This is a genomic window from Limnohabitans sp. 15K (assembly GCF_002778285.1).
In the GTDB taxonomy this organism is placed as follows: Bacteria; Pseudomonadota; Gammaproteobacteria; order Burkholderiales; family Burkholderiaceae_C; genus Limnohabitans_A.
In genome coordinates, this window is record NZ_NESM01000001.1 from 202,629 (window position 1) to 225,540 (window position 22,912).

The following is a 22,912-nucleotide window of genomic DNA, read 5'->3' on the forward strand; positions in this document are numbered from 1 at the left end:
TCCAAGTATGTCAAAACGCACTGTTTTTTTCGTCTCCGACGGCACGGGCATCACGGCCGAGACTTTTGGCAACGCCATCCTGGCTCAGTTCGACATGAAGTCACGCCATGTGCGGTTGCCCTTCACCGACACCATCGACAAGGCACACCAAGCGGTCCGGCAAATCAACCACACCGCAGAGACCGAAGGGACCAAACCCATCGTTTTCACCACTTTGGTGAACATGGATGTCCTCAAGGTCTTGCAAGAGAATTGCCAGGGCATGCTGCTCGACATGTTCGGCACCTTTGTGAACCCTTTGGAGGCAGAACTTGGCATCAAATCGCACCACCGGGTGGGGCGTTTTTCGGATGTGAGCAAAAGCAAGGAATACCACGACCGGATCGAGGCCATCAACTTCTCGCTGGCACACGACGATGGACAATCAAACCGCGACTTGGAGTCTGCCGAGGTAATTTTGGTCGGCGTGAGCCGCAGCGGCAAAACCCCGACCAGCCTGTACTTGGCCATGCAGCACGGCCTCAAAGCCGCCAACTACCCCTTGATTCCAGAAGACTTTGACCGCCGCCAGTTGCCGCCGGCTTTGCTGCCCCACCTGAAGAAGATTTTTGGTCTGAGCATTCAACCTGATCGTCTGGCCGAAATCCGTGCGGAGCGACGCCCCAACTCGCGCTATGCCAGCATTGAAAATTGCCGCATGGAGGTCTCAGAGGCCGAGGCCATGATGCGCCGCTCGGGCATCCGCTGGCTGTCCACCACCACCAAATCGATCGAAGAAATTGCCACCACCATCTTGCAGGAGATCAAGCCGGATCGGCTGATTTACTGAAGACATGTTTCGGGCCCGCATCAAGCGCTTGGCGGGATTCAGCGCCTGAATCAACACTTTCAGCGCAAAGTTGCTGCAATGCGTTCGGCGCATTCGCGCGATTGCACAGCGTCTCGCGCCTCGACCATGACGCGCACCAGAGGTTCGGTGCCGCTGGCGCGGATCAAGACGCGGCCCGAGTCGCCCAGCTCAGCTTCGGCCATGCGTGTGGCGTCCCACAAAGGCTGGTGGGCTTGCCAGTCGAAGCCCGGCGTCAACCTGACATTGATGAGGGTTTGCGGGAACAGCGTGATCCCGTCCAGTAATTGCGCCATGGTCTTGCCGCTGCCCACGCAAGCTTGCAGCACCTGCAAGGCACTGACCAGACCATCGCCCGTGGTGTGTTTGTCCAGCGCCAACAAATGGCCAGAGCCCTCGCCCCCCAGCAACCAGCCTTTGTCGTGCAAAACCTCGAGTACATAACGGTCACCCACTTTGGCCCGCACAAATTGAACGCCACGCGCCTTCAGAGCGACTTCGACAGCCAAGTTGGTCATCAAGGTGCCGACAGCACCCGGCACGGCTTCGTCGCGGGCCAAGCGGTCGGCCACCATCAAGTACAACAGTTCATCCCCATTGAACAAGCGACCGGTCGCGTCCACAAATTGCAGGCGATCGGCATCCCCATCCAAAGCAATGCCGTAATCGGCACGTTGGTCTTTGACCGCCTGAACCAATGCCGCCGGATGCGTGGCACCCACATCCTTGTTGATGTTCAGGCCATCGGGTGAGCAACCGATGGCCACCACCTCAGCACCCAGCTCATGAAAAACTTTGGGGGCAATTTGGTAGGCCGCGCCGTGCGCGGCGTCCACCACGATCTTCAGGCCCTTCAGGGTCAAGTCGTTCGAAAAAGTGCTCTTGCAAAATTCAATGTACCGGCCAGCAGCATCGTCCAAACGGCGGGTTTTCCCGAGAGCGGCAGAGTCCACCCAGACAGGGTCTTCCAGCAGGGTGGCTTCAACAGCCTCTTCCCAGGCGTCCGACAACTTTTTACCTTGCGCACTGAAAAACTTGATGCCATTGTCGGCAAACGGGTTGTGGCTGGCGCTGATCACCACGCCCAAAGAGGCACGTTGGGCACGGGTCAGATAAGCCACGGCGGGCGTCGGGACAGGCCCCAACAACACCACATCGACGCCCGCAGAATTGAAACCCGATTCCAAGGCACTTTCCAGCATGTAACCAGAAATGCGGGTGTCTTTGCCGATCAATACAACGGGATGCGCCTCTTGGGCCTTCAGCACGCGGCCCACAGCATGCGCCAAACGCAAGATGAAGTCGGGTGTGATCGGACTTTGGCCCACCGTGCCGCGAATGCCGTCTGTGCCGAAATATTGGCGTGCCATGGGGTTGTTCCTGATTTTTGTTATGAATGGTTGAAAGAATTTTAGCGAATCAACACAGCTCAAAAACTGACAGCCACGTTGAATCGAGGCATCAAAGGATGCTGTATGGCTGCTCCATGGCATGCCAAATTTTGAGGGCATCCACCGTGTCTTTCACGTCGTGCACACGGACCACGGAAGCGCCCCGCTCCACCGCCATCAAGGCGGCGGCCACGCTGGCCGCTTGCCTTTGGGCGGGCTCTGGCACTTGGCCTTCCTCAGCCAGTGCAGCCCCTAAAGCAGATTTGCGAGACCATCCGGCCAACAAAGGAAATCCCAAGTGCAACAACTCGGACTGCCTCGCCAAAAGCTGAAAGTTCTGTGCCACGGTTTTGCCAAATCCAATGCCAGGGTCCAGTACCACTCGCGATGCCGCCACACCCAAATCCAGCAAGCTGTTCAGACGGCCTTGCAAAAACGCACCCACTTCGGACAACACATCGCCAGTCATGGGCTCGGTTTGCATGGTTTGGGGGTCACGGTGCATGTGCATCAAACAAACGCCGCATCTGGGGTGGGCCGCCACAACTTGCAGGGCCCCGGGCTGGCGAAGAGCCCAAATGTCATTGACGATGTCGACACCCCAGTCGAGGCAGGCCTGCATCACCTCCGGTTTGTACGTGTCGACAGAAATGGGCACATGCCAGCGCAGCGCTTCGCGCAGCAAGGGCTCAAGCCGCGCCAACTCTTGGGCCAAGGGCACCGCCTCAGCGCCTGGTCGGGTCGATTCCGCGCCGATGTCCAAAATATCAGCGCCCTCTTGCAGCAGTTTCTCGGCGTGCCGCAGCGCCTGCGAGGTCTCTGCATGGGAACCGCCATCGGAAAAAGAGTCCGGCGTGACGTTCACAATGCCCATCACCAAAGGTTGGCTCAGATCCAAGTCAAAGCGCGAGGTTTGCCAATGCTTGACGGACGGTGGTGGCAAGGGTGTGATGGGCATGAATTTTTCCATGAAAAACGGGGCCCAGGGCCCCGCTCTTTCGAACAACGAACTTGAAGAATCAAGCCGCTGTGGTCGCTGGCTCCGGCTGTACAGCCGGGGTGCCACCACCGCTGCCGCCACCCGTTGGGGGCGTTCGGGGCGTCCAGTCCTTTGGAGGCAAAGGCTCACGGCCCGCCATGATTTCGGCAATCTGGTCTTTGTCGATGGTTTCCCATTCCAGTAAGGCCTTGGCCATGGCGTGCATTTGGGCGCTGTGTTCCTCAATCAAACGACGGGCCAGGCTGTACTGCTCGTCGATGATGCGGCGCACCTCCAGATCCACCTTTTGCATGGTGGATTCGCTCATGTTCGTGGTCTTGGTGACCGAGCGGCCCAGGAACACTTCACCTTCATTTTCGGCATAGACCATCGGGCCCAGAGCATCGGTCATGCCATAACGCATGACCATGTCGCGGGCAATGGAGGTGGCACGCTCGAAGTCATTGCTGGCACCCGTGGTCATCTGGTTCATGAAGACCTCTTCGGCAATGCGCCCACCAAACAGCATGCTGATCTGGTTGAGCATGAACTCTTTGTCGTAGCTGTAGCGGTCCTTCTCGGGCAAGCTCATGGTCACACCCAGGGCTCGGCCACGGGGAATGATGGTGACCTTGTGGACCGGATCGCACTTGGGCAGCAAATTACCGATGAGGGCATGCCCTGCTTCGTGGTAAGCCGTGTTTCGGCGCTCTTCCTCAGGCATGACCATGCTCTTGCGCTCGGGGCCCATCAGGATCTTGTCCTTGGCCTTCTCGAAATCGACCATCTCGACCACACGGGCATTTCGGCGTGCAGCCATCAAGGCCGCTTCGTTGCAAAGGTTGGCCAGATCGGCACCACTCATGCCGGGCGTGCCACGGGCGATGACGGCTGCGTTCACGTCTTGAGCGATCGGCACCTTTCGCATGTGCACGTTCAGGATTTGCTCACGACCACGGATGTCGGGCAAGGTCACATAAACCTGACGGTCAAAACGGCCGGGGCGCAGCAAGGCTGCGTCCAGAATGTCTGGACGGTTGGTGGCCGCCACGACGATCACACCCAGATTGGTTTCAAAGCCGTCCATCTCGACCAGCATCTGGTTGAGGGTCTGCTCGCGCTCGTCGTTACCGCCGCCCAAGCCAGCGCCACGTTGACGGCCAACCGCATCAATTTCGTCAATGAAAATGATGCAAGGTGCGTTCTTTTTGGCGTTTTCAAACATGTCGCGAACACGGGAAGCACCCACACCGACAAACATCTCGACAAAATCAGAACCCGAGATGCTGAAAAATGGCACTTTGGCTTCACCAGCGATGCTTTTGGCCAGCAAGGTCTTACCGGTTCCAGGCGGTCCCACCAACAGCAAACCGCGGGGAATACGACCGCCCAATTTCTGAAAGCGTTGAGGATCCTTCAGGAAATCCACCACCTCTTTAACTTCTTCTTTGGCTTCGTCACAACCGGCCACATCCGCAAAAGTGGTGTTGTTGTTGTTTTCGTCCATCATGCGGGCCTTGGACTTGCCAAAACTGAAAGCACCGCCTTTGCCACCGCCTTGCATCTGTCGCATGAAGTAAACCCACACACCAATCAACAAAAGCATGGGACCCCAGCTGACCAACAGGGTCATGAGCAAGGAAGCTTCTTCACGGGGCTTCACATCAAACTTGACACCGCTGTTGATCAGGTCGCCCACCAAACCCCGGTCGAGGTAAGTGGCTGTCGTTTTGATGCGGCGTTCGTCGTGCGTGATGGCCAGAATTTCGGTGCCACCAGGGCTTTCGGAAATGGTGGCGCTCTTGATCCGGTTACTGCGAACCTCTTCCAGGAAATCGGAATAACCAACGGCATTCGCACCTGCGACGCCACGGTTATCAAATTGCTTGAACAAGGTGAACAGCACCATGGCAATCACCATCCAGACGGCAATTTTGGAAAACCAGGGGTTATTCAAGAGGGGCTCCAATCGAAAAAAATGACTGAACTTATTTTAGGCCTGCTCAAGGCCCTTGGGGAGCACAAAAGGGTCTTGGCCCTCAAAAATGGAGGAATTAGGGGGTCAAAGGCCTGAGATCAGACCCATGCCTATCAAAAAAGTCTCCGAAGACTTGTCGCGCGAGGCCTTGGGCTTGATGGGTTTGACCACTTTGAACGTTTCTTTGAACATTTTCACAATCTGGCTGTAGCCACTGCCATGGAAGACCTTGACCACCAAAGCGCCCTGGGGCTTCATGTGACTTTGGGCGAATTCCACCGCCAGCTCGATCAGATGCTGGACCCGAGCCGCATCCGACGATTCGATGCCCGACAAATTGGGGGCCATGTCAGAGACCACCACATCAGCCTGCCGACCTTGTAAGGCCGCTTCCAGCAAGGCAGCCACCTCGTTTTCACGGAAATCGCCTTGAATGAACTCCACGCCCTCGACCGGCGTCATGGGCAAGAGGTCCAGGGCGATGATCCGGCCATTGAGCTCACCCACTGCCGCGCCCTCGGGCGATAAGCGGCGACGCAAATACTGGCTCCAAGCCCCTGGGGCAGAGCCCAAATCAACCACCAAGTCCCCAGGACGGATCAGCCCCAAGGTCTCATCAATTTCCTTCAGCTTGTAAGCCGCGCGTGAGCGATACCCCTCTCTCAAGGCCAGTTTCACGTAGGTGTCATTCACATGGTCGTTCAACCATGCTTTGTTGACTTTTTTACTTTTGGTTTTGACTTTCATTCTTTCGCGTCCTTGCGGGGATAATACGGGGATGCCCCAAATACAACTTACACCTGCCGAGCGCAAAGTTTTTCGCGCCGATGCCCATCACCTTGATCCGGTCGTCATGATCGGCGGCGATGGCCTGACCCCCGCCGTCGTCAAGGAAACCGAAGCCGCCTTGAACGCCCATGGCCTGATCAAGATCCGCGTGCTCGGCGACGACCGCGCCGCACGAGAAGCCATGTTTGCCCAATTGGCTGACCAATTGAATGCAGCCCCCATCCAGCACATCGGCAAATTGCTGATCCTTTGGCGTCCACAGCCCGAGAAGATCAAAGAAACCGACGAAGACCGCAAAGCGGGTCCTCGCGATTTCAAAATTCTGAAATACAGCTCACGCGGCGGTCAGCGCCCTGAAGTCAAAACCGTGCGCGTGCTGGGCAACCAGCGCTTGGCTGCGGGCGGACAGATCAAGCGGGCCAAGCCCAAGCAAAAATCGGTCAAAAAGGGCCGCCACGACTGACAAGACATGGGCCCATCACAGGCCTTTGCAATTGTTTAAAGGCCGTTTTTCAACGGCCTTTTTCATGTCTCAAATGTACGAAACGCCCACGATTTCGTAACGGCGTACACCACCGGGGGCTTGCACTTCCGCCACATCGCCCTCTTCTTTGCCAATCAAGGCGCGGGCGATCGGACTGCTGATGTTGATCAAGCCCAGTTTCAAATCGGCCTCATCCTCTCCAACGATCTGGTATGTAACCGCTTCGCCAGAGCTTTCGTCTTCCAACTCTACGGTGGTGCCAAACACCACACGGCCTCCAGCATCAACCGATGCGGGGTCGATGATTTGCGCAGCCGACAACTTGCCTTCAATTTCCTGAATACGGCCTTCCACGAACCCTTGACGGTCTTTGGCTGCATCATATTCGGCGTTTTCGCTCAAATCGCCTTGAGCTCGCGCCTCGGCAATAGCCTGAATCACGCCAGGACGGTCGACGGTTTTGAGGCGATGCAACTCTTCTTTGAGCTTTTCAGCACCGCGTTTGGTGATCGGGATGGTGGACATGTGGGGTTCTCCAAAAACAAACCGCCGAGTGTTGGAACTCGGCGGTCTTTCAGTGCATTATGCCCTGCCTGAGAGGCGGGGCTAGGCTAAAAGCAGGTTCAGGCCAACAGCTGTGCGTGCATCTCCTGCACAGAAATCACATCCAACTGGTCCATGTACTTCATGCCCTCCACAGCCGCTTCTGCACCAGCGATGGTTGTGAAGGTCGTGACGCGGTTGAGCAAAGCCGATGTCCGGATGTGGCGCGAATCGGCAATCGCATTGCGCCGCTCTTCGACCGTGTTGATGACCAGAACAATCTCGTTGTTCTTGATCATGTCCACGATGTGGGGACGACCTTCGGTAACCTTGTTCACGATGGCACAAGCCACACCTGCAGCCGTGATCGCATTGGCTGTCCCTTTGGTGGCAATCAACGCAAAACCTTGAGCTGCCAATTGACGCGCCACCTCAATGACACGCGCTTTGTCGTTGTTCTTCACCGAGATGAACACTTTGCCAGAAGGCGTGCCATCGGCCTTGGTCGGACGTGGCAACTTGGTGCCTGCGCCCAGTTGGCTCTTCACGAAGGCTTCACCGAAGGTCTTGCCCACGCCCATGACTTCACCGGTTGACTTCATCTCGGGGCCCAGAATGGTGTCCACGCCTGGGAACTTCACGAATGGGAACACCGCTTCTTTCACGCTGAAATAAGGCGGCGTGACTTCTTTGGTGATGCCTTGTGATGCCAAAGTCTGGCCAGCCATGCAGCGCGCAGCCACCTTGGCCAACTGAATGCCGGTGGCTTTAGACACGTAAGGCACGGTGCGTGAAGCGCGGGGGTTCACTTCCAGCACATAGATGACGTCTTGGCCATCGATGTTTTGGATCGCAAACTGCACGTTCATCAAACCGACCACGTTCAAAGCACCGGCCATGGCAGCCGATTGGCGCTTGAGTTCATTGACGGTTTCAGCCGACAAAGAATAAGGTGGCAACGAGCAAGCCGAGTCACCGCTGTGCACACCCGCTTGTTCGATGTGCTCCATCACGCCACCGATGAAGGTTTGGCCTTCAGGGTCACGCAGGCAATCGACATCGCACTCGATGGCATCGTTCAAGAAGCGGTCCAGCAGTACAGGCGAATCGTGCGACACCTTGACCGCTTCACGCATGTAGCGCTCGAGGTCACGTTGCTCGTGCACGATTTCCATGGCGCGGCCACCCAGCACATAGCTGGGGCGCACCACCAAGGGGTAACCCAGCGCAGCGGCTTTTTCCAAAGCTTCTGGCTCGGTGCGAGCGGTGGCGTTGGGGGGCTGGCGCAGGCCAAGGTCTTGCAGCAATTTCTGGAAACGCTCACGGTCTTCGGCCGCGTCGATCATGTCGGGGCTGGTGCCGATGATGGGCACGCCAGCGGCTTCCAAGTCCAGCGCCAATTTCAAAGGTGTCTGACCGCCGTATTGCACGATGACGCCGGTCGGCTTTTCTTTGTCGACGATTTCGAGCACGTCTTCGAGCGTGACGGGCTCGAAATACAAACGGTCTGAGGTGTCGTAGTCGGTCGACACGGTCTCAGGGTTGCAATTGACCATGATGGTTTCGTAACCGTCTTCGCGCATGGCGAGAGCCGCGTGAACGCAGCAGTAGTCGAACTCAATGCCTTGGCCAATGCGGTTAGGACCACCACCCAGTACCATGATTTTCTTGTTGGTCGTGGGTTCGGCTTCGCACTCGGCGTCGCCCACGCCAAAGGTGTCACCGTTACCTTCATAACAAGAGTACATGTAAGCGGTATCGGTCGAGAACTCGGCCGCGCAGGTATCCACGCGTTTGTAGACAGGACGGATATTCAGGGCATGGCGACGGGCGCGAACCACATGCTCTGTGGTCTTGAGAAGCTTGGCCAAGCGACGGTCGGAGAAGCCCTTCTTTTTGAGCGCACGCAACTCGTCTGCCGTGATGGCTTCCAGCGTGGTGGTTTCCAATTCCAGCTCGATCTTGACGATCTCTTCGATCTGCACCAAGAACCAAGGGTCGATCTTGGTCAAGGCAAACACCTCGTCCACGCTCAGGCCCATGGCGAATGCATCGCCCACGTACCAGATGCGCTCAGGACCGGGCTCGCCCAGTTCTTTTTCGAGCACTTCGCGGTCTTGGGTTTTTTCGTTCATGCCGTCCACGCCGACTTCCAGACCGCGCAGGGCTTTCTGGAAGGACTCTTGGAAGGTACGGCCCATGGCCATCACCTCGCCCACCGATTTCATTTGGGTGGTCAAGCGGCTGTCGGCTGTCGGAAACTTCTCAAATGCGAAACGTGGGATCTTAGTGACCACGTAATCGATCGATGGCTCGAACGAAGCAGGCGTGGCACCGCCTGTGATGTCGTTGCGCAGCTCATCAAGCGTGTAGCCCACAGCCAACTTGGCAGCCACTTTGGCGATCGGGAAACCAGTGGCTTTGGAAGCCAACGCAGATGAACGCGACACGCGTGGGTTCATCTCAATGACGACCATGCGGCCGTCTTTGGGGTTGATCGAGAACTGCACGTTGGAGCCGCCCGTGTCCACACCGATCTCGCGCAAAACGGCCAAAGAGGCGTTGCGCAAAATTTGGTATTCCTTGTCGGTCAGCGTCTGAGCTGGGGCCACGGTGATGGAGTCACCCGTGTGCACGCCCATAGGGTCCAGGTTTTCGATCGAGCAGACGATGATGCAGTTGTCCGCTTTGTCGCGCACCACTTCCATCTCGTACTCTTTCCAACCGAGCAGCGATTCTTCAATCAACAACTCGGTGGTGGGCGAAGCTTCCAAGCCGCGCTTGCAAATGACTTCGAATTCTTCGGGGTTGTAGGCAATGCCACCGCCCGTACCGCCCAGTGTGAAGCTGGGGCGAATGACGGTGGGAAAGCCCAAAGTCTTTTGCACGTCCCAGGCTTCTTCCATGCTGTGGGCAATCCCGGAACGGGCCGAACCCAAACCAATCTTGGTCATGGCGTCCTTGAACTTCAGGCGGTCTTCGGCTTTGTCGATCGCCTCAGGCGTCGCGCCAATCAACTCGACCTTGTACTTTTCAAGCACGCCGTTGTGCCACAAGTCCAGAGCGCAGTTGAGCGCTGTTTGGCCACCCATGGTGGGCAAGATGGCATCAGGACGCTCTTTGGCAATGATTTTTTCGACCGTTTGCCAAGTGATGGGCTCGATGTAGGTGACGTCGGCCGTGGCCGGGTCGGTCATGATCGTGGCAGGGTTGCTGTTGATCAAGATGACTTTGTAGCCCTCTTCACGCAAGGCTTTGCAAGCCTGCACGCCAGAGTAGTCGAACTCGCAGGCCTGACCAATGATGATCGGGCCGGCGCCAATGATGAGGATACTTTTGAGGTCGGTGCGCTTTGGCATGTTATTTCGCCTCCATCAGGTGGATGAAGCGGTCAAAGAGGTAAGCAATGTCGTGGGGGCCAGGCGATGCTTCGGGGTGACCCTGGAAGCAAAACGCGGGCTTGTCGGTGCGGGCCAAACCCTGCAAGGTGCCGTCGAACAAAGAAACGTGTGTGGCACGCAAGTTGGCGGGCAATGACTTCTCGTCCACCGCAAAACCGTGGTTTTGGCTGGTGATGGACACACGACCTGAGTCGAGGTCTTTCACAGGGTGGTTCGCGCCATGGTGGCCAAACTTCATCTTGAAAGTCTTGGCACCGCTGGCCAAGGCCATGATCTGGTGACCCAGGCAAATGCCGAAGGTCGGAATACCGGTTTCAATCAACTCTGCAGCCGCTGCAATCGCGTAGTCGCAAGGCTGAGGGTCGCCAGGGCCGTTGGACAAGAAGATGCCGTCGGGCTTGTGCTTGAGCACCTCAGCTGCGGGTGTCTTGGCAGGCACCACGGTGACTTTGCAGCCCCGCTCGGCCAACATGCGCAAGATGTTTTTCTTCACGCCGAAGTCATACGCGACCACATGGAATTGAGGCGCGGCCAAGTTGCCGTAGCCTTCGCCCAATGTCCACTCGGTTTGTGTCCACTCATAGGGCTGCGACACGGTGACTTTTTGCGCCAAATCGAGGCCAGCCATATTGGGCGCGCCTTTGGCGGCTGCCACCGCTTGGTCGATCACCGCTTGTGTGACTTCTTGGCCTTTGGCCAAGCCCACGATCGCGCCATTTTGCGCGCCCTTGGTGCGCAAAATGCGTGTGAGTTGGCGTGTGTCGATGTTGGCAATGGCCACGGTACCTGCATCCGCCAAATAGGCCGACAAGGTTTGGCTGGATCGGAAGTTGCTGGCGATCAAAGGCAGGTCTTTGATGATCAAGCCAGCGGCATGGACTTTGTCAGCTTCGATGTCTTCCACGTTGACGCCGTAGTTACCGATGTGCGGGTACGTCAAGGTGACGATCTGCTGGCAGTAGCTGGGGTCGGTGAGGATTTCTTGGTAGCCGGTGAGAGAGGTGTTGAACACCACTTCGCCGACAGTGGAGCCTGTAGCTCCAATCGAGTTGCCGATAAAGACCGTGCCGTCTGCGAGCGCCAAGATGGCGGGCGGGAAGGTTCCCTGAAGAGACAAAAGCACTGGGTTCTCCGGAATAGTTCGGGTACGCCTCAGCACTCACCAGAGATGTGATCTCTTTTTGGCTGCTTGTTCGAGGATTGGGCCTGGGATGGACTGTGGCGTACAGGTTGATGCGGGAAAGCCCACCATTGTAGCCGAGGACTGCTCGAAAACCCTGACAAATGCAGCGTAAAACGACCTGAAAAACGCCTGCTCAAGGTCAAAAGGCGGCGGTAGCGCTGGCATGCAGGCAAATGGCCGCCGCAGTCGCCACATTCAAGGACTCTTCCCCACCGGGCTGGGCAATTCTGACTTTTTGTTGCGCCAAAGCCATCAAGCTCTCGCTGACGCCCTGCCCTTCGTGGCCGAAAACCCAGGCGCACCTTGAAGGCAATTCCTTGCGTTGCAACAGTTCGTGCAAAAAAGGCCCTTCATGCGAACTGGTGGTCAAAACAGGCACCTGCAAAGCCGCCACATCCGCTTCGCTGACAGACTCCACCAGCTTCAAACCGAAATGCGCCCCCATGCCCGCTCTGAGCACTTTAGGAGACCACAGCGCCGCCGTACCCTTGACTGCCAAGACTTGGCGGTAACCGAAAGCAGAAGCGCATCTCAAAATAGCCCCCACATTGCCTGCATCTTGTAGACGGTCCAAAACCATGGTCGACACATCGGGCAAGACCTGTTTTTCAGCCGCCCAAGCCACAACAAAACCCATGCGGGCAGGCGACTCCAAGCCGCTCAGGCTGGCAAACAAGGCATCGGGCAAAACAAAGGTCTGATCCGTCAAACCCACCCATTGCTCGCCCTGCTCGGTGTGAAACGACTCGGTCAACACCACCTGCTGCGGTCTTACACCGCGCTCAAGCGCAGCACGACACAAGTGATCGCCCTCCAACCAAAATTGCCCGGCTTTGCGGTAAGCGGTGGTTTCTTGGGCCAAACGACGCCAGGCTTTGACCTGGGGGTTATCTCGGGACGTGATCAGATGCACCGCACACTCCTGGCCACTGGGGCAAATGTCATTCTGTGGCAATCTGCCGGGCCATGGGCTTGCAATGCAGCCATGTGTTGAGCCGTGCCATAGCCTTTGTGCTGGTCAAATCCATACACGGGATAGCGTTGGTGCATCGCCTCGCAAAGGCGGTCGCGGTGCACCTTGGCCAAAATGGAGGCGGCCGAGATGGCTGGAACCAAAGCATCACCCTGCACAATGGCTTCAGCCCGAATGGACAAGGTGGGCAGGCGGTTACCGTCCACCAGCACCAATTTAGGAGGCAAGCGCAAGGCCTCCACTGCACGCTTCATGGCCAACAGGGTGGCTTGCAAGATGTTGATCTCATCGATTTCCTGCACGCTTGCTTCAGCGATGGCAAAACACAGGGCACGCGCGCGTATTTCGTCAAATAGGGCCTCGCGTCGCTTGGCCGTGAGTTTTTTGGAATCGTTCAATCCGTGAATCGGGTTCAGCTCATCCAAGATGACGGCGGCCGCGACCACAGGGCCAGCCAAGGGGCCACGCCCAGCCTCGTCCACCCCAGCCGTCAGGCCATCGGTATCCCAATTCAACTTGGATTGCTCAAGCGGCCAAGACTTTTTGGATTGCATGGGTCGCCAGCGCCGGCATGTCCTGACGCAGTTGGTGGTGAAGATCGGTGAATCGCGCTTGTATTCGGGTCACTGCGCCAGGATCGTCCAGCCACCCCATGACCGCCTGGGCCAGGGCTTTGGGCTGAACCTGCTCTTGCAAAAATTCGGGTACCAAGCTTTCGTTGCACAAAATATTGGGCAAACCGACCCAAGGCAACAAACGCTGGCGGTTGGCGATCTGCCAAGACAACCATTGCATTTTGTAAGCGATGACCATGGGGCGTTTGTGCAAAGCGGTTTCTAAAGTGGCCGTACCACTGGCCACCAGCGCCACATCACAAGCCGACTGAACCTCGTGCGAACGGCCCATCACCACCTGCACATGTGATTGCATACCCGTCTGGGCCATGGCTGCATCGATCACAGGCTTCAAGAGTTCAAGCGTGGGCAACACAAATTTCAATTCAGGCCTTTGCTGGCGCATCAACTGAGCCGCTTGCAAAAACGGCAAAGCCAAAGCTTTCACCTCCGAGGGTCTGCTGCCAGGCAACAAGGCCACGATGGGGGCCTCTGCATGCAAACCCAGGGATAGTCTCGCCTTCAAGCGATCAGGTTCAAGGGGGATGACATCAGCGACGGGGTGGCCCACAAAAGTGCCCTCGATGCCGTGCTGGGCCAACAAGTCAGGCTCGAAAGGGTAAATGCACAGCACATGGTCAACGCTGTCGCGGATTTTTTGCACTCGCTCAGGCCGCCAGGCCCAAATGGAGGGACACACCAGTTGAACCGTGGGAACGCCTTTTTGACGCAACAAACGCTCCACGGGCAAGTTGAAGTCGGACGCATCGACACCCACATACAAGTCTGGGGGCGCAGCCAACAAATCCTGGATCAAGGTCTGGCGGATGCCGTTGATGTGGCGGTAACGCCAAAGCGCTTCCACCAAGCCCCTGACGGACAACTCGTCACAGGACCAGCGCGACACAAAACCGGTGGCCGACATCTGCGGCCCGCCAATGCCAGAAGCTTGCAAGCCGGGCCAAGCTTTTTGCAGGCCTTTCAAGAGCAAGGCTGCGAGCATGTCGCCCGAACGCTCTGCCGCCACCATGCTCAGGCGCAAGTCTGGCTTGGCCACAAGCAATGAAGGCTCTGGGCCTGACAAATCCATCACGCCTTCAAAGCCTGACGAATCACACCGCACACCTCGTCAACGGCTTCGTTGCTCAACTCTGGATAGATTGGGAGCGACAAGCAACGCTGCGCCACCGATTCGGTGACTGGGAAATGGGTCCCTGCGGAAATGTCGGCAAACACCTTTTGTTGGTGCAAAGGCACGGGGTAATAAACAGCGCTGGCAATTTTGTGCTCAGCCAAAGCCTGCTGAATGGCCTCGCGGTGATCGGTCAGCAAGGTGTACTGGTGGAACACATGCAAGCCCACGCCATCTTCGCAAGGCGTTTGCAAGTTCAGCAAACACAAGACAGCGTTGTACCGGTGAGCCACACGGCGACGCTCTTGGTTGTAATGGTCAATCAACGGCAGCTTGGCCCGCAGCACCACGGCCTGCAGTTCATCCAGTCGGCTGTTGTAACCCACGATGTCGTGGTAATAACGCACCTTGCTGCCGTGGTTGCGAAGCATGCGCAGGGTTTCCGCCATCTCGTCCGACTGCGTTGTGATCATGCCGCCATCGCCAAAACAGCCCAAATTTTTACTGGGGAAAAAGCTGAAAGCGGCCACATCACCCATCGCGCCAGTCTGGATGCCACCGATGTTGGCACCAAAAGATTGGGCGCAGTCTTCCACCAATTGAAGCTGGTGTTCTTTGGCCAGCGCCATCAAAGGCGCCATATTGGCGGGCTGTCCAAACAAATGCACCGGTAACAAGGCCTTGGTCTTGGCGGTGATGGCGCGCTGGGCCTGCGCCACGTCGATATTGAAGGTGCAGGGATCGATGTCAACAAATACGGCTTTGGCCCCCACATAAGCAATCGCCTCTGCGGTGGCGATGAATGTGAACGGCGTGGTGATCACTTCGTCGCCAGGCCCAATGCCCGCTGCCAGCAAGGCCAAGTGCAAGGCATCGGTGCCATTGGCACAAGTGATGGCATGGGCCACACCGAGGTACTCGGCCGCCTCTTTCTCAAAGGCTTGAACGTTGGGACCCAAAATGAACTGGGCAGCCGTCAAGGCTTTCAAAAATGCGGGTTCCAACTGGGGTTGGAGATCGCGGTACTGAGCGACCAGATCGACCATAGGGATGGGCATGGCGGTCCTTTCAAATGTTCAAAAAAATCAGGAAATCAGACGGGTGGCTTCGGTGATGCGCTGAACAGCCTCCAGGGCACGGCGTCCGGCCTCACCACTCACCTTGGGTGGGCGGCCATCTCGAATGCTCTCTACAAAGTCGAGGATTTCGGAAAACAGGGGGTCGGCCTCGCCAAACGACTGTTCTTGGCGCTCAATGGCCAACTCGGTATCGGCCACGGGCAAGCTGGAGCCCTTGTAAGTGGTCAATGTGCGGGCCTGAAAATCCAAAGAGTGACAGGCTTTCTCTTGGAAAACGCGCATTTTGCGCTCGCTCTTGGCGCTCACGCGGCTGGCGGTCACATTGGCCACACAGCCATTGGCAAAGCGAATGCGGGCATTGGCAATGTCAATGTCGGATGTCAACACGCGTGCACCCGAACACTCCACACTTTCAAGCTCGCTGTCGACCAGCGACAAAATCAAATCCACATCGTGGATCATCAAATCGAGCAGCACACTCACATCGGTGGCGCGTGGCTTGAACGGCGCCAGGCGTGAGCTGTCGATGAACCGGGGATTGGACAACAAGGGCTCCAAGGCCAAAGCGGCTGGGTTGAAGCGCTCCAAATGGCCCACAGCCAAGACACATTTATTCTCTTTGGCCAAGCGGATCAGTTCGTCGGCCTGATCCAAGGTGGTGGTCATGGGCTTTTCGACCAAAACGTGCACACCCGCCCGAAGAAATTCGGCACACACCTCGTAATGACCTTGTGTGGGCACCACAATACTGACCGCATCGACTTGACCAATCAATGCACGGTAATCCGTCAGAGCCGCACAGCCCAAGGGGCCGGCGACAGCCTCTGCCTGTTCCTGCCGACTGTCCACGACCGCGACGAGTTGACACTCAGGAATTTTGGCGTACTTTTGAGCATGGAATTTGCCCAGATAACCAACGCCAATCACGGCGCAACGCAACAGGGCCATGGGGCCCTCCTTTCATGCTCGGGCCAGGCAAGACCTGGCCCAGGGTTTGCTCAATCGACCGAGCGGCGACGCGAACGAACGATGCCCACTTTGGGCGAAACGCCGGATAAAAAGTCCAGCATCATGTCCACATCTGCCTGAACTTCAGGTTTGTCCTTGGCGATTTGCAAGATGCGCTCTTTGGATGCTTCCAATGTAAGGTTTTCGCGGTACAGCGCTTTGTGCATGGCCCGTACTGCAGTGATTCGGGCAGGCGAATAACCACGCCGACGCAATCCTTCGGCGTTCACCGTTCGGGCAGAAGCCGGCTGGCCCTGGCAAGTCACATAAGGCGGCAGGTCGGCAAACAATAACGTGCACATGGCCGTGAAGCTGTGCGCCCCCAGTCTCAAGAACTGACGCACCACCGTAAAACCACCCAAGATGACCCAATCACCCACCACAACATGCCCCGCCAGCTGTGAGTTATTGGCAAAAATCGTGTGGCTGCCTACTTGGCAATCGTGCGCCAAATGGACATAAGCCATGAACAAGTTGTCATCACCCACTCGGGTCACACCGCCACCGTTCACGGTTCCAGCATTGAAAGTGCAAAACTCCCGAATGGTGTTGCCATTGCCGATCACCAAGCGGGTGGGTTCACCGGCGTACTTTTTGTCCTGTGGCGCAGCGCCCAAAGAGGTGTAGCTGTGGATGTGGTTGTTCTGCCCGATGCTGGTGTGACCCTCAATCGTGCAATGCGAGCCCACCGTAGAGCCTGCACCGATCACCACGTTCGGGCCAATGATGGTGAAAGGGCCGACGGTCACGGAAGCGTCAAGTTGGGCGGCCGGATCGACCAAAGCGGTAGAGTGAATAGTCGCCATAATTCCTCACGCAATTTTGCGCATCGTGCACATCAATTCGGCTTCACAAGCCAACTCGTCACCCACTTTGGCTTGGGCTTTGAACTTGAAAATGCCGGCTTTCATGCGGTCAAGCTGCACTTCCAAGGTCAACTGATCGCCAGGCTCCACCGGGCGCTTGAAACGCGCACCATCGATGCCTGCGAAGTAATAAATCGTGTTGTCGTCCGGCGCCGCATCCAAAGTGTCAAAAGACAACAAGGCCGCAGCTTGGGCCAGCGCTTCCAACATCAACACCCCTGGCATGACCGGACGGTGCGGGAAATGACCGGTAAAAAAAGGCTCGTTGATGGTGACGTTTTTCAAAGCTTTGATGCGAACGCCTTTTTCAATTTCCAGCACCCGGTCCACCAACAAGAAAGGGTAACGGTGCGGCAATTGCTTGAGAATTTTATGAATGTCCATCATGTTCAGGTTTCCTTGTTGTTCTGAATGTCCGCCTCGAGGGCTTTGATGCGTTCACGCAAGCGGAACAATTGTTTGAGGCTGGCCGCATTTTTTTCCCAGTTCGCATTGGTATCCAAGGGGAACATGCCGGTGTAGTTTCCGGGTTGAGAAATCGAGCGCGTCACAACCGAAGCTGCAGAGATGTGGACATGGTCTGCCAAACTCAAATGCCCGAGCACCACCGCACCACCACCTACGGTGCAATGAGCGCCGATACGGGCACTGCCTGCCACACCCACACATCCGGCCATGGCGGTGTGTTTGCCGATCTGCACGTTGTGCCCAATCTGAATCAGGTTGTCGAGTTTGACGCCATCTTCAATCACCGTGTCGTCCAAGGCACCACGGTCGATGCAGGTGTTGGCACCGATTTCCACATCGTCACCGATGCGCACAGCCCCCAGTTGTTCAATCTTTTCCCACTGACCTTGATGAGGGGCAAAGCCAAAACCATCGGCACCGATCACAACGCCAGAGTGAATCAAACAACGCGCGCCAATTTTGCAGTCCTCACCCACCGTGACACGGGACTTCAGCCAAGTGCCAGAACCCACCTGCGCACCCCGTTCAACGACGCACAAAGGGCCAATCACGGCGTCGTCGGCAATCACGGCGTCGACATCGATCACCGCACTGGGGTGAATCCTTGGCCCTGTTGGCTGACGGTGGTGGTGCTTCCATAACCGGGTCAAGCGGGCAAAATACAAATAAGGATCGTCGGTGATGATCGCCGCCGAACGATGCGCCACTTGGGCCTCCAAGGCAGGGGCCACAATCACGCAGCCGGCGAGGCTGCCGCTCAACTGGTGTTGATACCGCGCTTGGCTTAAAAAACTGACTTGTCCAGAATTAGCCGTCTGCAACGGTGCCAATCCAGACACCTGTGTGTCAGGCGAACCCAACAAGCGGCCGCCCAAAGCCTCAACGATTGCACCCAGGGTCAGCGGCACGGTCTCAAACAGGCTCAAGCCTGTTATTTGCCCACCGAGGCGTTGAGCACCTTGATGACTTTTTCAGTGATGTCGTGCTTCGGGTTGAAGTAGGCCGCGTCTTGCAAGACCAGGTCGTACTTTTCGGACTCAGCCACTTGTTTGACGGCACGGCCTGCTTTTTCAAAAAGCATTTGGTTCTCTTCGTTCTTTCGCGCGCCCAAATCTTCTTGAAATTCGCGCTGGCGGCGCTTCAAATCACGGTCTTGTTCAACCAACTGCTTTTGTTTGGACACCCGCTGCGCTTCGGACAAGGTAGGCGCGTCACGCTCAAACTTATCAGCGGCGCTCTTGAATGCGTTGATGGCATCGTTGAGGTCTTTTTCACGCTTCAAAAACTCAGATTCCAGCTTGCCTTGAGCGGTTTTGGCGACGTTGGAGTCACGCAGAATGCGATCCGTGTTGACAATGCCAATTTTAAAATCTTGGGCTTGCACGAAACCCGTCAAAGCCGATGTTCCCGCCAGCAAAGCGACGAGAAGGTTCTTGCGAATCGTTTTCATTAGAAGGAGGTTCCGATCTGGAATTGGAGTTTCTGGATTTTATCGCCAGTCTGTTGGCGAATCGGCGTTGCATAAGAAAAGCGCAGAGGTCCCATGGGTGAAATCCAGCTCAGGCCAATACCGGCAGAGGCTCGCAATGCGCTCATCGATACCTTTTCCGAATCACCAAAAGCGCTGCCAACGTCAGTAAAGCCAAATAGACGCAATGTTCTGTCATTGCCCGCACCAGGAAAGGGCACCATGAACTCGGCATTCAAGACGATCTTCTTCGAGCCACCAAGATAGATGCCTGCGGTTTGTGAAGCGGGTCCAAGCGTGGATTGTTGAAAACCACGAACACTGCCCAAACCACCCACGTAAAAATTCTTGAACAGCGGGTATGGCTGGCCATTCAAGCCTTGGCCCCATCCCAGATCCGCGTTGAGCGCAAGGGTGTATTTTTTGCTCAAAGGGTAATAGTACTGGTGCTGGTAATTGGTCCGTACATAACGGACATCACCTGCCAAGCTGAGGTCAGCGTTAACACGCTGGAATTGGCCTTTTGAGGGAACCAAGGCGCTGTCACGGCCGTCCCTGGCCCAACCCAAGGTGAAGGGCAAAGCCGTGCTCCGGAAACCAAACACTTGACCATATTGGTCATATTCATAAGGCAAGTTGCCCGCCGTGCCTTTGTTAACGGTGGTCTGCTCTGCGGTGACACCCAAAAAGACCGTGTCACGTTCAGTGACAGGCACACCAAAACGAATACCTGCGCCGGTGTTGACCAGGCTGTAGCTGCTCAAATCGGTGGTGAGGTAAGGCCGCGTGGTCCGACTGAACACGTCAAAGGTCCTTGAAATGCCGTTTTGCGTGAAGTAAGGGTCGGTGGTACTCAACACCAAATTTCGGTTGTATTTGCTGGTGTTGACTTCAACAGCCAAATAGTTGCCCGAACCAAAAGCGTTTTCTTGACGGATACCGAAGCTCAAAGTCACTTTTTCTGCAGACGAGAATCCAGCGCCCAAAGAAATACTGCCCGTGGGCTTTTCAGTCACGGTGAAGGCCAAGTCCACTTGGTCGGGCGCCCCTGGAATTTCAACGGTTTCCACATTGACGCTGGTGAAAAAGCCCAAACGGTCGACCCGGTCGCGCGACAAACGGATCTTGTCACCGTCGTACCAAGCGGACTCAAACTGACGGAATTCTCGACGAATCACCTCGTCACGGGTTCGGTTGTTGCCTGACACCAAAATGCGCCTGACGTAAGCTCGGCGCGAAGGTTCCGCTTGCAGTACGAACTGCACACGGTTGCTTGCACGGTCGATTTCAGGCTTGACTTCCACACGGGCAAAAGCAAAACCAAAGGTGCCAAAGTAATCCGTGAAAGCTTTGGTGGTCTCTGCAACGGTTTCAGCGTTGTAAGGTTGGCCTAGCCCAATTTTGACCAATGCCCTGAACTCATCGTCTTTGTTCAGGTAGTTGCCTTCCAACTTGACCCCTGAAACCACGAATCGCTCACCCTCAAAGACGTTGATCGTGATCGCCATCTCCTGCTTGTCTGGCGAAATGGCCACTTGGGTAGAGTCAATCCGGAACTCCAAAAAGCCACGAGACAGGTAGTAGGAACGCAGCGCTTCTAAATCGGCGTTGAGCTTGGTGCGGGCATAGCGGTCAGACTTGGTGTACCAACTCATCCAGCCACCTGTGTCCAAATTGAATTGGTCACGCAAATCCGATTCGGTAAAGGCCTTGTTGCCCACGATCTGAATTTGTTTGATTTTGGCGGGTCCGCCTTCGGTGATGGTGAAACTCAAATTCACACGGTTACGGTCCACGGGTGTGGCGGTGCTGACCACTTCAGCGCCGTAAAGGCTTCGGCTGATGTACTGGCGCTTGAGTTCCTGCTCGGCTTTGTCGGCCAATGCTTTGTCATAGGGCCGTCCTTCGGCCAAGCCAACTTCTCTAAGGGCTTTGATCAACACATCTTTGTCAAACTCTTTGAGGCCAATGAACTCGACCACGGCTACCGATGGACGCTCTTCCACCACCACCACCAAGATGTCGCCCTGAGTTTCCAAGCGCACATCTTTGAACAAGCCCAAGGCGAACAAAGCACGAATGGCGGCAGCCCCTTTTTCGTCGGAGTATTGATCACCCACTCGCAAAGGCATGGAAGCAAAGACGGTACCAGATTCGATCCGCTGCAAGCCCTCCACACGGATGTCACGCACAGTGAAAGGATCGACAGCCCAAGCGGGCATGCACGCCATCAAAGTCGCTGCCAAGGTCATTGCAGCGGGTTGAAGGTGCGATCGAATGTCTAAAAGATTCATGGAGCAACCATTTAAAGGTCAACGGTTCAAAGTCCGAAACAAAGTGTCACCATTGACCTGTTGAAAAAACCAACCTTCAGCCCGCATCGGATCGGTTCACAAGGCATGTTCGCCAGAAAACTCCGCGTCAAATGGATACGGATGCAAAGACAAGATAATACACCTCACAAGCAGGTCAATCACAGGTATACCCGTTCGCGCTTTCATCCATAAATGCGTCATTTGCACTCATTTACCCACTGCCTTGCAGCCTCGCGGCTGCGGCGGTCAATGTCCAGCAAGTCGGCCAAGTTTTGGGGGCTCATCGCACTCACTGCGTTCAGGGTCGCATCGTTCACATGGTGAATTTGGTCAAACCGAATTTGCCGATTCAAAAATGCCTCCACCGCGATTTCGTTGGCGGCATTGAGCACCGCGCAGCTGCCAGGGGCCCCCTTCAAAGTCGCCCAAGCCAAGCTCAAACCCGGAAACCGCTCTGGATGACCGTGGCCATCCATGGATTCAAACGTCATGGCCGCCAAAGCATGAAAGTCGAGCGCCGCGGCGCCGGACGCCATGCGTTCTGGCCAGCTCAGACCATAGGCGATCGGCACACGCATATCGGGCGTGCCCAACTGGGCGACCACTGAGTTGTCTTTGTATTGCACCATGGAATGGATCACGCTTTGTGGGTGAATCACGACCTCTAGCCGATCGGGTTCCAAGCCAAACAGATAACGCGCCTCGATCACTTCCAAGGCTTTGTTCATCATGGTGGCCGAGTCGACCGAAATTTTTCGCCCCATCACCCAATTGGGATGGGCGCAGGCTTGATCGGGTGTGACCTCTCGCAGCGTGGCCGGTTCACGACTGCGAAACGGACCGCCCGAGGCCGTCAAAATGATCTTATCGACCCGACGAGACCAAGTGGCCGGATTGTCCGGAAGCGATTGGAAAATGGCGGAATGCTCACTGTCGATCGGCAAGACCACCGCACCACCTTGGCGCACAGCGGCCAAGAAGACCTCACCGCCGACGACCAAGGCCTCTTTGTTGGCCAGCAACAGTTTCTTACCTGCAAGTGCAGCCGCTAAGCAGGAGGCCAAACCGGCTGCCCCCACGATGGCGGCCATCACAGCATCGACTTGCGGCGCACAAGCGACTTCATCCAAAGCGGCAGCACCCCAGCGAACCTCGGTCTTCAAACCTTCGGCCTTGATTTTGTCTGTCAATATTCGGGCGGCACCTTCGTCGACCATGACGGCAACTTCGGGTTTGAACTGCGCGCATTGCGCCAGCATCAAGTCCACTTGGGTGGATGCGGTCAAGGCAAAAACTGAGAACTGTTCAGGATGACGGGCCAAGACATCCAAAGTGCTTTTGCCAATCGAGCCCGTGGAACCCAAGATGGTGATGCGTTGGTGTGTTTGCATGTT

The 22,912-nt window shown here is 56.4% G+C and carries 20 protein-coding genes; 2 read left to right on the forward strand and 18 right to left on the reverse strand.

Annotated elements, in window-relative coordinates:
* The first annotated feature begins 7 nt into the window (after window positions 1-7).
* On the forward strand, window positions 8-829 hold the full coding sequence (locus B9Z40_RS00940) for a pyruvate, water dikinase regulatory protein (RefSeq protein ID WP_100171461.1): 822 nt from the start codon (window positions 8-10) through the stop codon (window positions 827-829).
* Between the two features lie 59 nt (window positions 830-888).
* Here the strand turns inward: B9Z40_RS00940 and glmM are convergent, their stop codons facing one another.
* The 4 genes from glmM to B9Z40_RS00960 form a co-directional block, all read right to left on the reverse strand.
* The gene (glmM, locus tag B9Z40_RS00945; protein WP_100171462.1) at window positions 889-2,217 is read right to left on the reverse strand and encodes a phosphoglucosamine mutase; all 1,329 of its coding nucleotides are present in this window, start codon (window positions 2,215-2,217) and stop codon (window positions 889-891) included.
* Window positions 2,218-2,308: 91 nt separating this feature from the next.
* On the reverse strand, window positions 2,309-3,196 hold the full coding sequence (gene folP, locus B9Z40_RS00950) for a dihydropteroate synthase (protein ID WP_100172841.1): 888 nt from the start codon (window positions 3,194-3,196) through the stop codon (window positions 2,309-2,311).
* A 61-nt stretch (window positions 3,197-3,257) separates the two neighbouring features.
* Window positions 3,258-5,174, reverse strand: coding sequence for an ATP-dependent zinc metalloprotease FtsH (gene ftsH, locus B9Z40_RS00955; RefSeq protein WP_100171463.1), 1,917 nt, complete (start codon window positions 5,172-5,174; stop codon window positions 3,258-3,260).
* Between the two features lie 105 nt (window positions 5,175-5,279).
* Complete coding sequence (locus B9Z40_RS00960; RefSeq protein ID WP_100171464.1) at window positions 5,280-5,942, reverse strand: RlmE family RNA methyltransferase; 663 nt, start codon at window positions 5,940-5,942, stop codon at window positions 5,280-5,282.
* 31 nt (window positions 5,943-5,973) lie between these two features.
* Here B9Z40_RS00960 and B9Z40_RS00965 point away from each other — a divergent pair, with 31 nt between their 5' ends.
* On the forward strand, window positions 5,974-6,447 hold the full coding sequence (locus tag B9Z40_RS00965; RefSeq protein WP_100171465.1) for a YhbY family RNA-binding protein: 474 nt from the start codon (window positions 5,974-5,976) through the stop codon (window positions 6,445-6,447).
* Window positions 6,448-6,516: 69 nt separating this feature from the next.
* Here the strand turns inward: B9Z40_RS00965 and greA are convergent, their stop codons facing one another.
* The 14 genes from greA to ispC form a co-directional block, all read right to left on the reverse strand.
* On the reverse strand, window positions 6,517-6,993 hold the full coding sequence (gene greA, locus B9Z40_RS00970) for a transcription elongation factor GreA (RefSeq protein WP_100171466.1): 477 nt from the start codon (window positions 6,991-6,993) through the stop codon (window positions 6,517-6,519).
* A gap of 98 nt (window positions 6,994-7,091) precedes the next feature.
* The gene (gene carB / locus B9Z40_RS00975) at window positions 7,092-10,370 is read right to left on the reverse strand and encodes a carbamoyl-phosphate synthase large subunit (protein ID WP_100171467.1); all 3,279 of its coding nucleotides are present in this window, start codon (window positions 10,368-10,370) and stop codon (window positions 7,092-7,094) included.
* Between the two features lies 1 nt (window position 10,371).
* The gene (gene carA, locus B9Z40_RS00980; protein WP_199172462.1) at window positions 10,372-11,535 is read right to left on the reverse strand and encodes a glutamine-hydrolyzing carbamoyl-phosphate synthase small subunit; all 1,164 of its coding nucleotides are present in this window, start codon (window positions 11,533-11,535) and stop codon (window positions 10,372-10,374) included.
* Between the two features lie 199 nt (window positions 11,536-11,734).
* Entirely contained in the window at window positions 11,735-12,508 is a 774-nt protein-coding gene (locus tag B9Z40_RS00985; RefSeq protein ID WP_100171468.1) for an RNA methyltransferase, read from the reverse strand.
* The gene (gene rnhB, locus B9Z40_RS00990) at window positions 12,499-13,122 is read right to left on the reverse strand and encodes a ribonuclease HII (RefSeq protein ID WP_100171469.1); all 624 of its coding nucleotides are present in this window, start codon (window positions 13,120-13,122) and stop codon (window positions 12,499-12,501) included. Before rnhB ends, B9Z40_RS00985 begins: the two co-directional genes overlap by 10 nt.
* Entirely contained in the window at window positions 13,094-14,272 is a 1,179-nt protein-coding gene (lpxB, locus tag B9Z40_RS00995; protein ID WP_233204745.1) for a lipid-A-disaccharide synthase, read from the reverse strand. The genes rnhB and lpxB overlap by 29 nt, the downstream gene beginning before the upstream one ends.
* Window positions 14,272-15,372: a DegT/DnrJ/EryC1/StrS aminotransferase family protein gene (locus B9Z40_RS01000; protein ID WP_100171470.1), complete on the reverse strand. Its 1,101-nt coding sequence runs from the start codon at window positions 15,370-15,372 to the stop codon at window positions 14,272-14,274. Before B9Z40_RS01000 ends, lpxB begins: the two co-directional genes overlap by 1 nt.
* A gap of 27 nt (window positions 15,373-15,399) precedes the next feature.
* Window positions 15,400-16,341, reverse strand: coding sequence for a Gfo/Idh/MocA family protein (locus B9Z40_RS01005; RefSeq protein WP_100171471.1), 942 nt, complete (start codon window positions 16,339-16,341; stop codon window positions 15,400-15,402).
* Window positions 16,342-16,391: 50 nt separating this feature from the next.
* Complete coding sequence (lpxA, locus tag B9Z40_RS01010) at window positions 16,392-17,207, reverse strand: acyl-ACP--UDP-N-acetylglucosamine O-acyltransferase (RefSeq protein ID WP_100171472.1); 816 nt, start codon at window positions 17,205-17,207, stop codon at window positions 16,392-16,394.
* A gap of 6 nt (window positions 17,208-17,213) precedes the next feature.
* Complete coding sequence (gene fabZ / locus B9Z40_RS01015) at window positions 17,214-17,654, reverse strand: 3-hydroxyacyl-ACP dehydratase FabZ (RefSeq protein ID WP_100171473.1); 441 nt, start codon at window positions 17,652-17,654, stop codon at window positions 17,214-17,216.
* Window positions 17,655-17,656: 2 nt separating this feature from the next.
* Entirely contained in the window at window positions 17,657-18,643 is a 987-nt protein-coding gene (gene lpxD, locus B9Z40_RS01020; protein WP_100171474.1) for a UDP-3-O-(3-hydroxymyristoyl)glucosamine N-acyltransferase, read from the reverse strand.
* A 23-nt stretch (window positions 18,644-18,666) separates the two neighbouring features.
* Window positions 18,667-19,185, reverse strand: a complete 519-nt coding sequence (locus tag B9Z40_RS01025; protein WP_100171475.1) for an OmpH family outer membrane protein — start codon at window positions 19,183-19,185, stop codon at window positions 18,667-18,669.
* Entirely contained in the window at window positions 19,185-21,497 is a 2,313-nt protein-coding gene (gene bamA / locus B9Z40_RS01030) for an outer membrane protein assembly factor BamA (RefSeq protein WP_199172463.1), read from the reverse strand. Before bamA ends, B9Z40_RS01025 begins: the two co-directional genes overlap by 1 nt.
* 218 nt (window positions 21,498-21,715) lie before the next feature.
* Window positions 21,716-22,909 carry a 1-deoxy-D-xylulose-5-phosphate reductoisomerase gene (ispC, locus tag B9Z40_RS01035; RefSeq protein WP_100171477.1) on the reverse strand — a complete coding sequence of 398 codons (1,194 nt, stop codon included), beginning with the start codon at window positions 22,907-22,909 and terminating at the stop codon, window positions 21,716-21,718.
* Window positions 22,910-22,912: the final 3 nt, after the last annotated feature.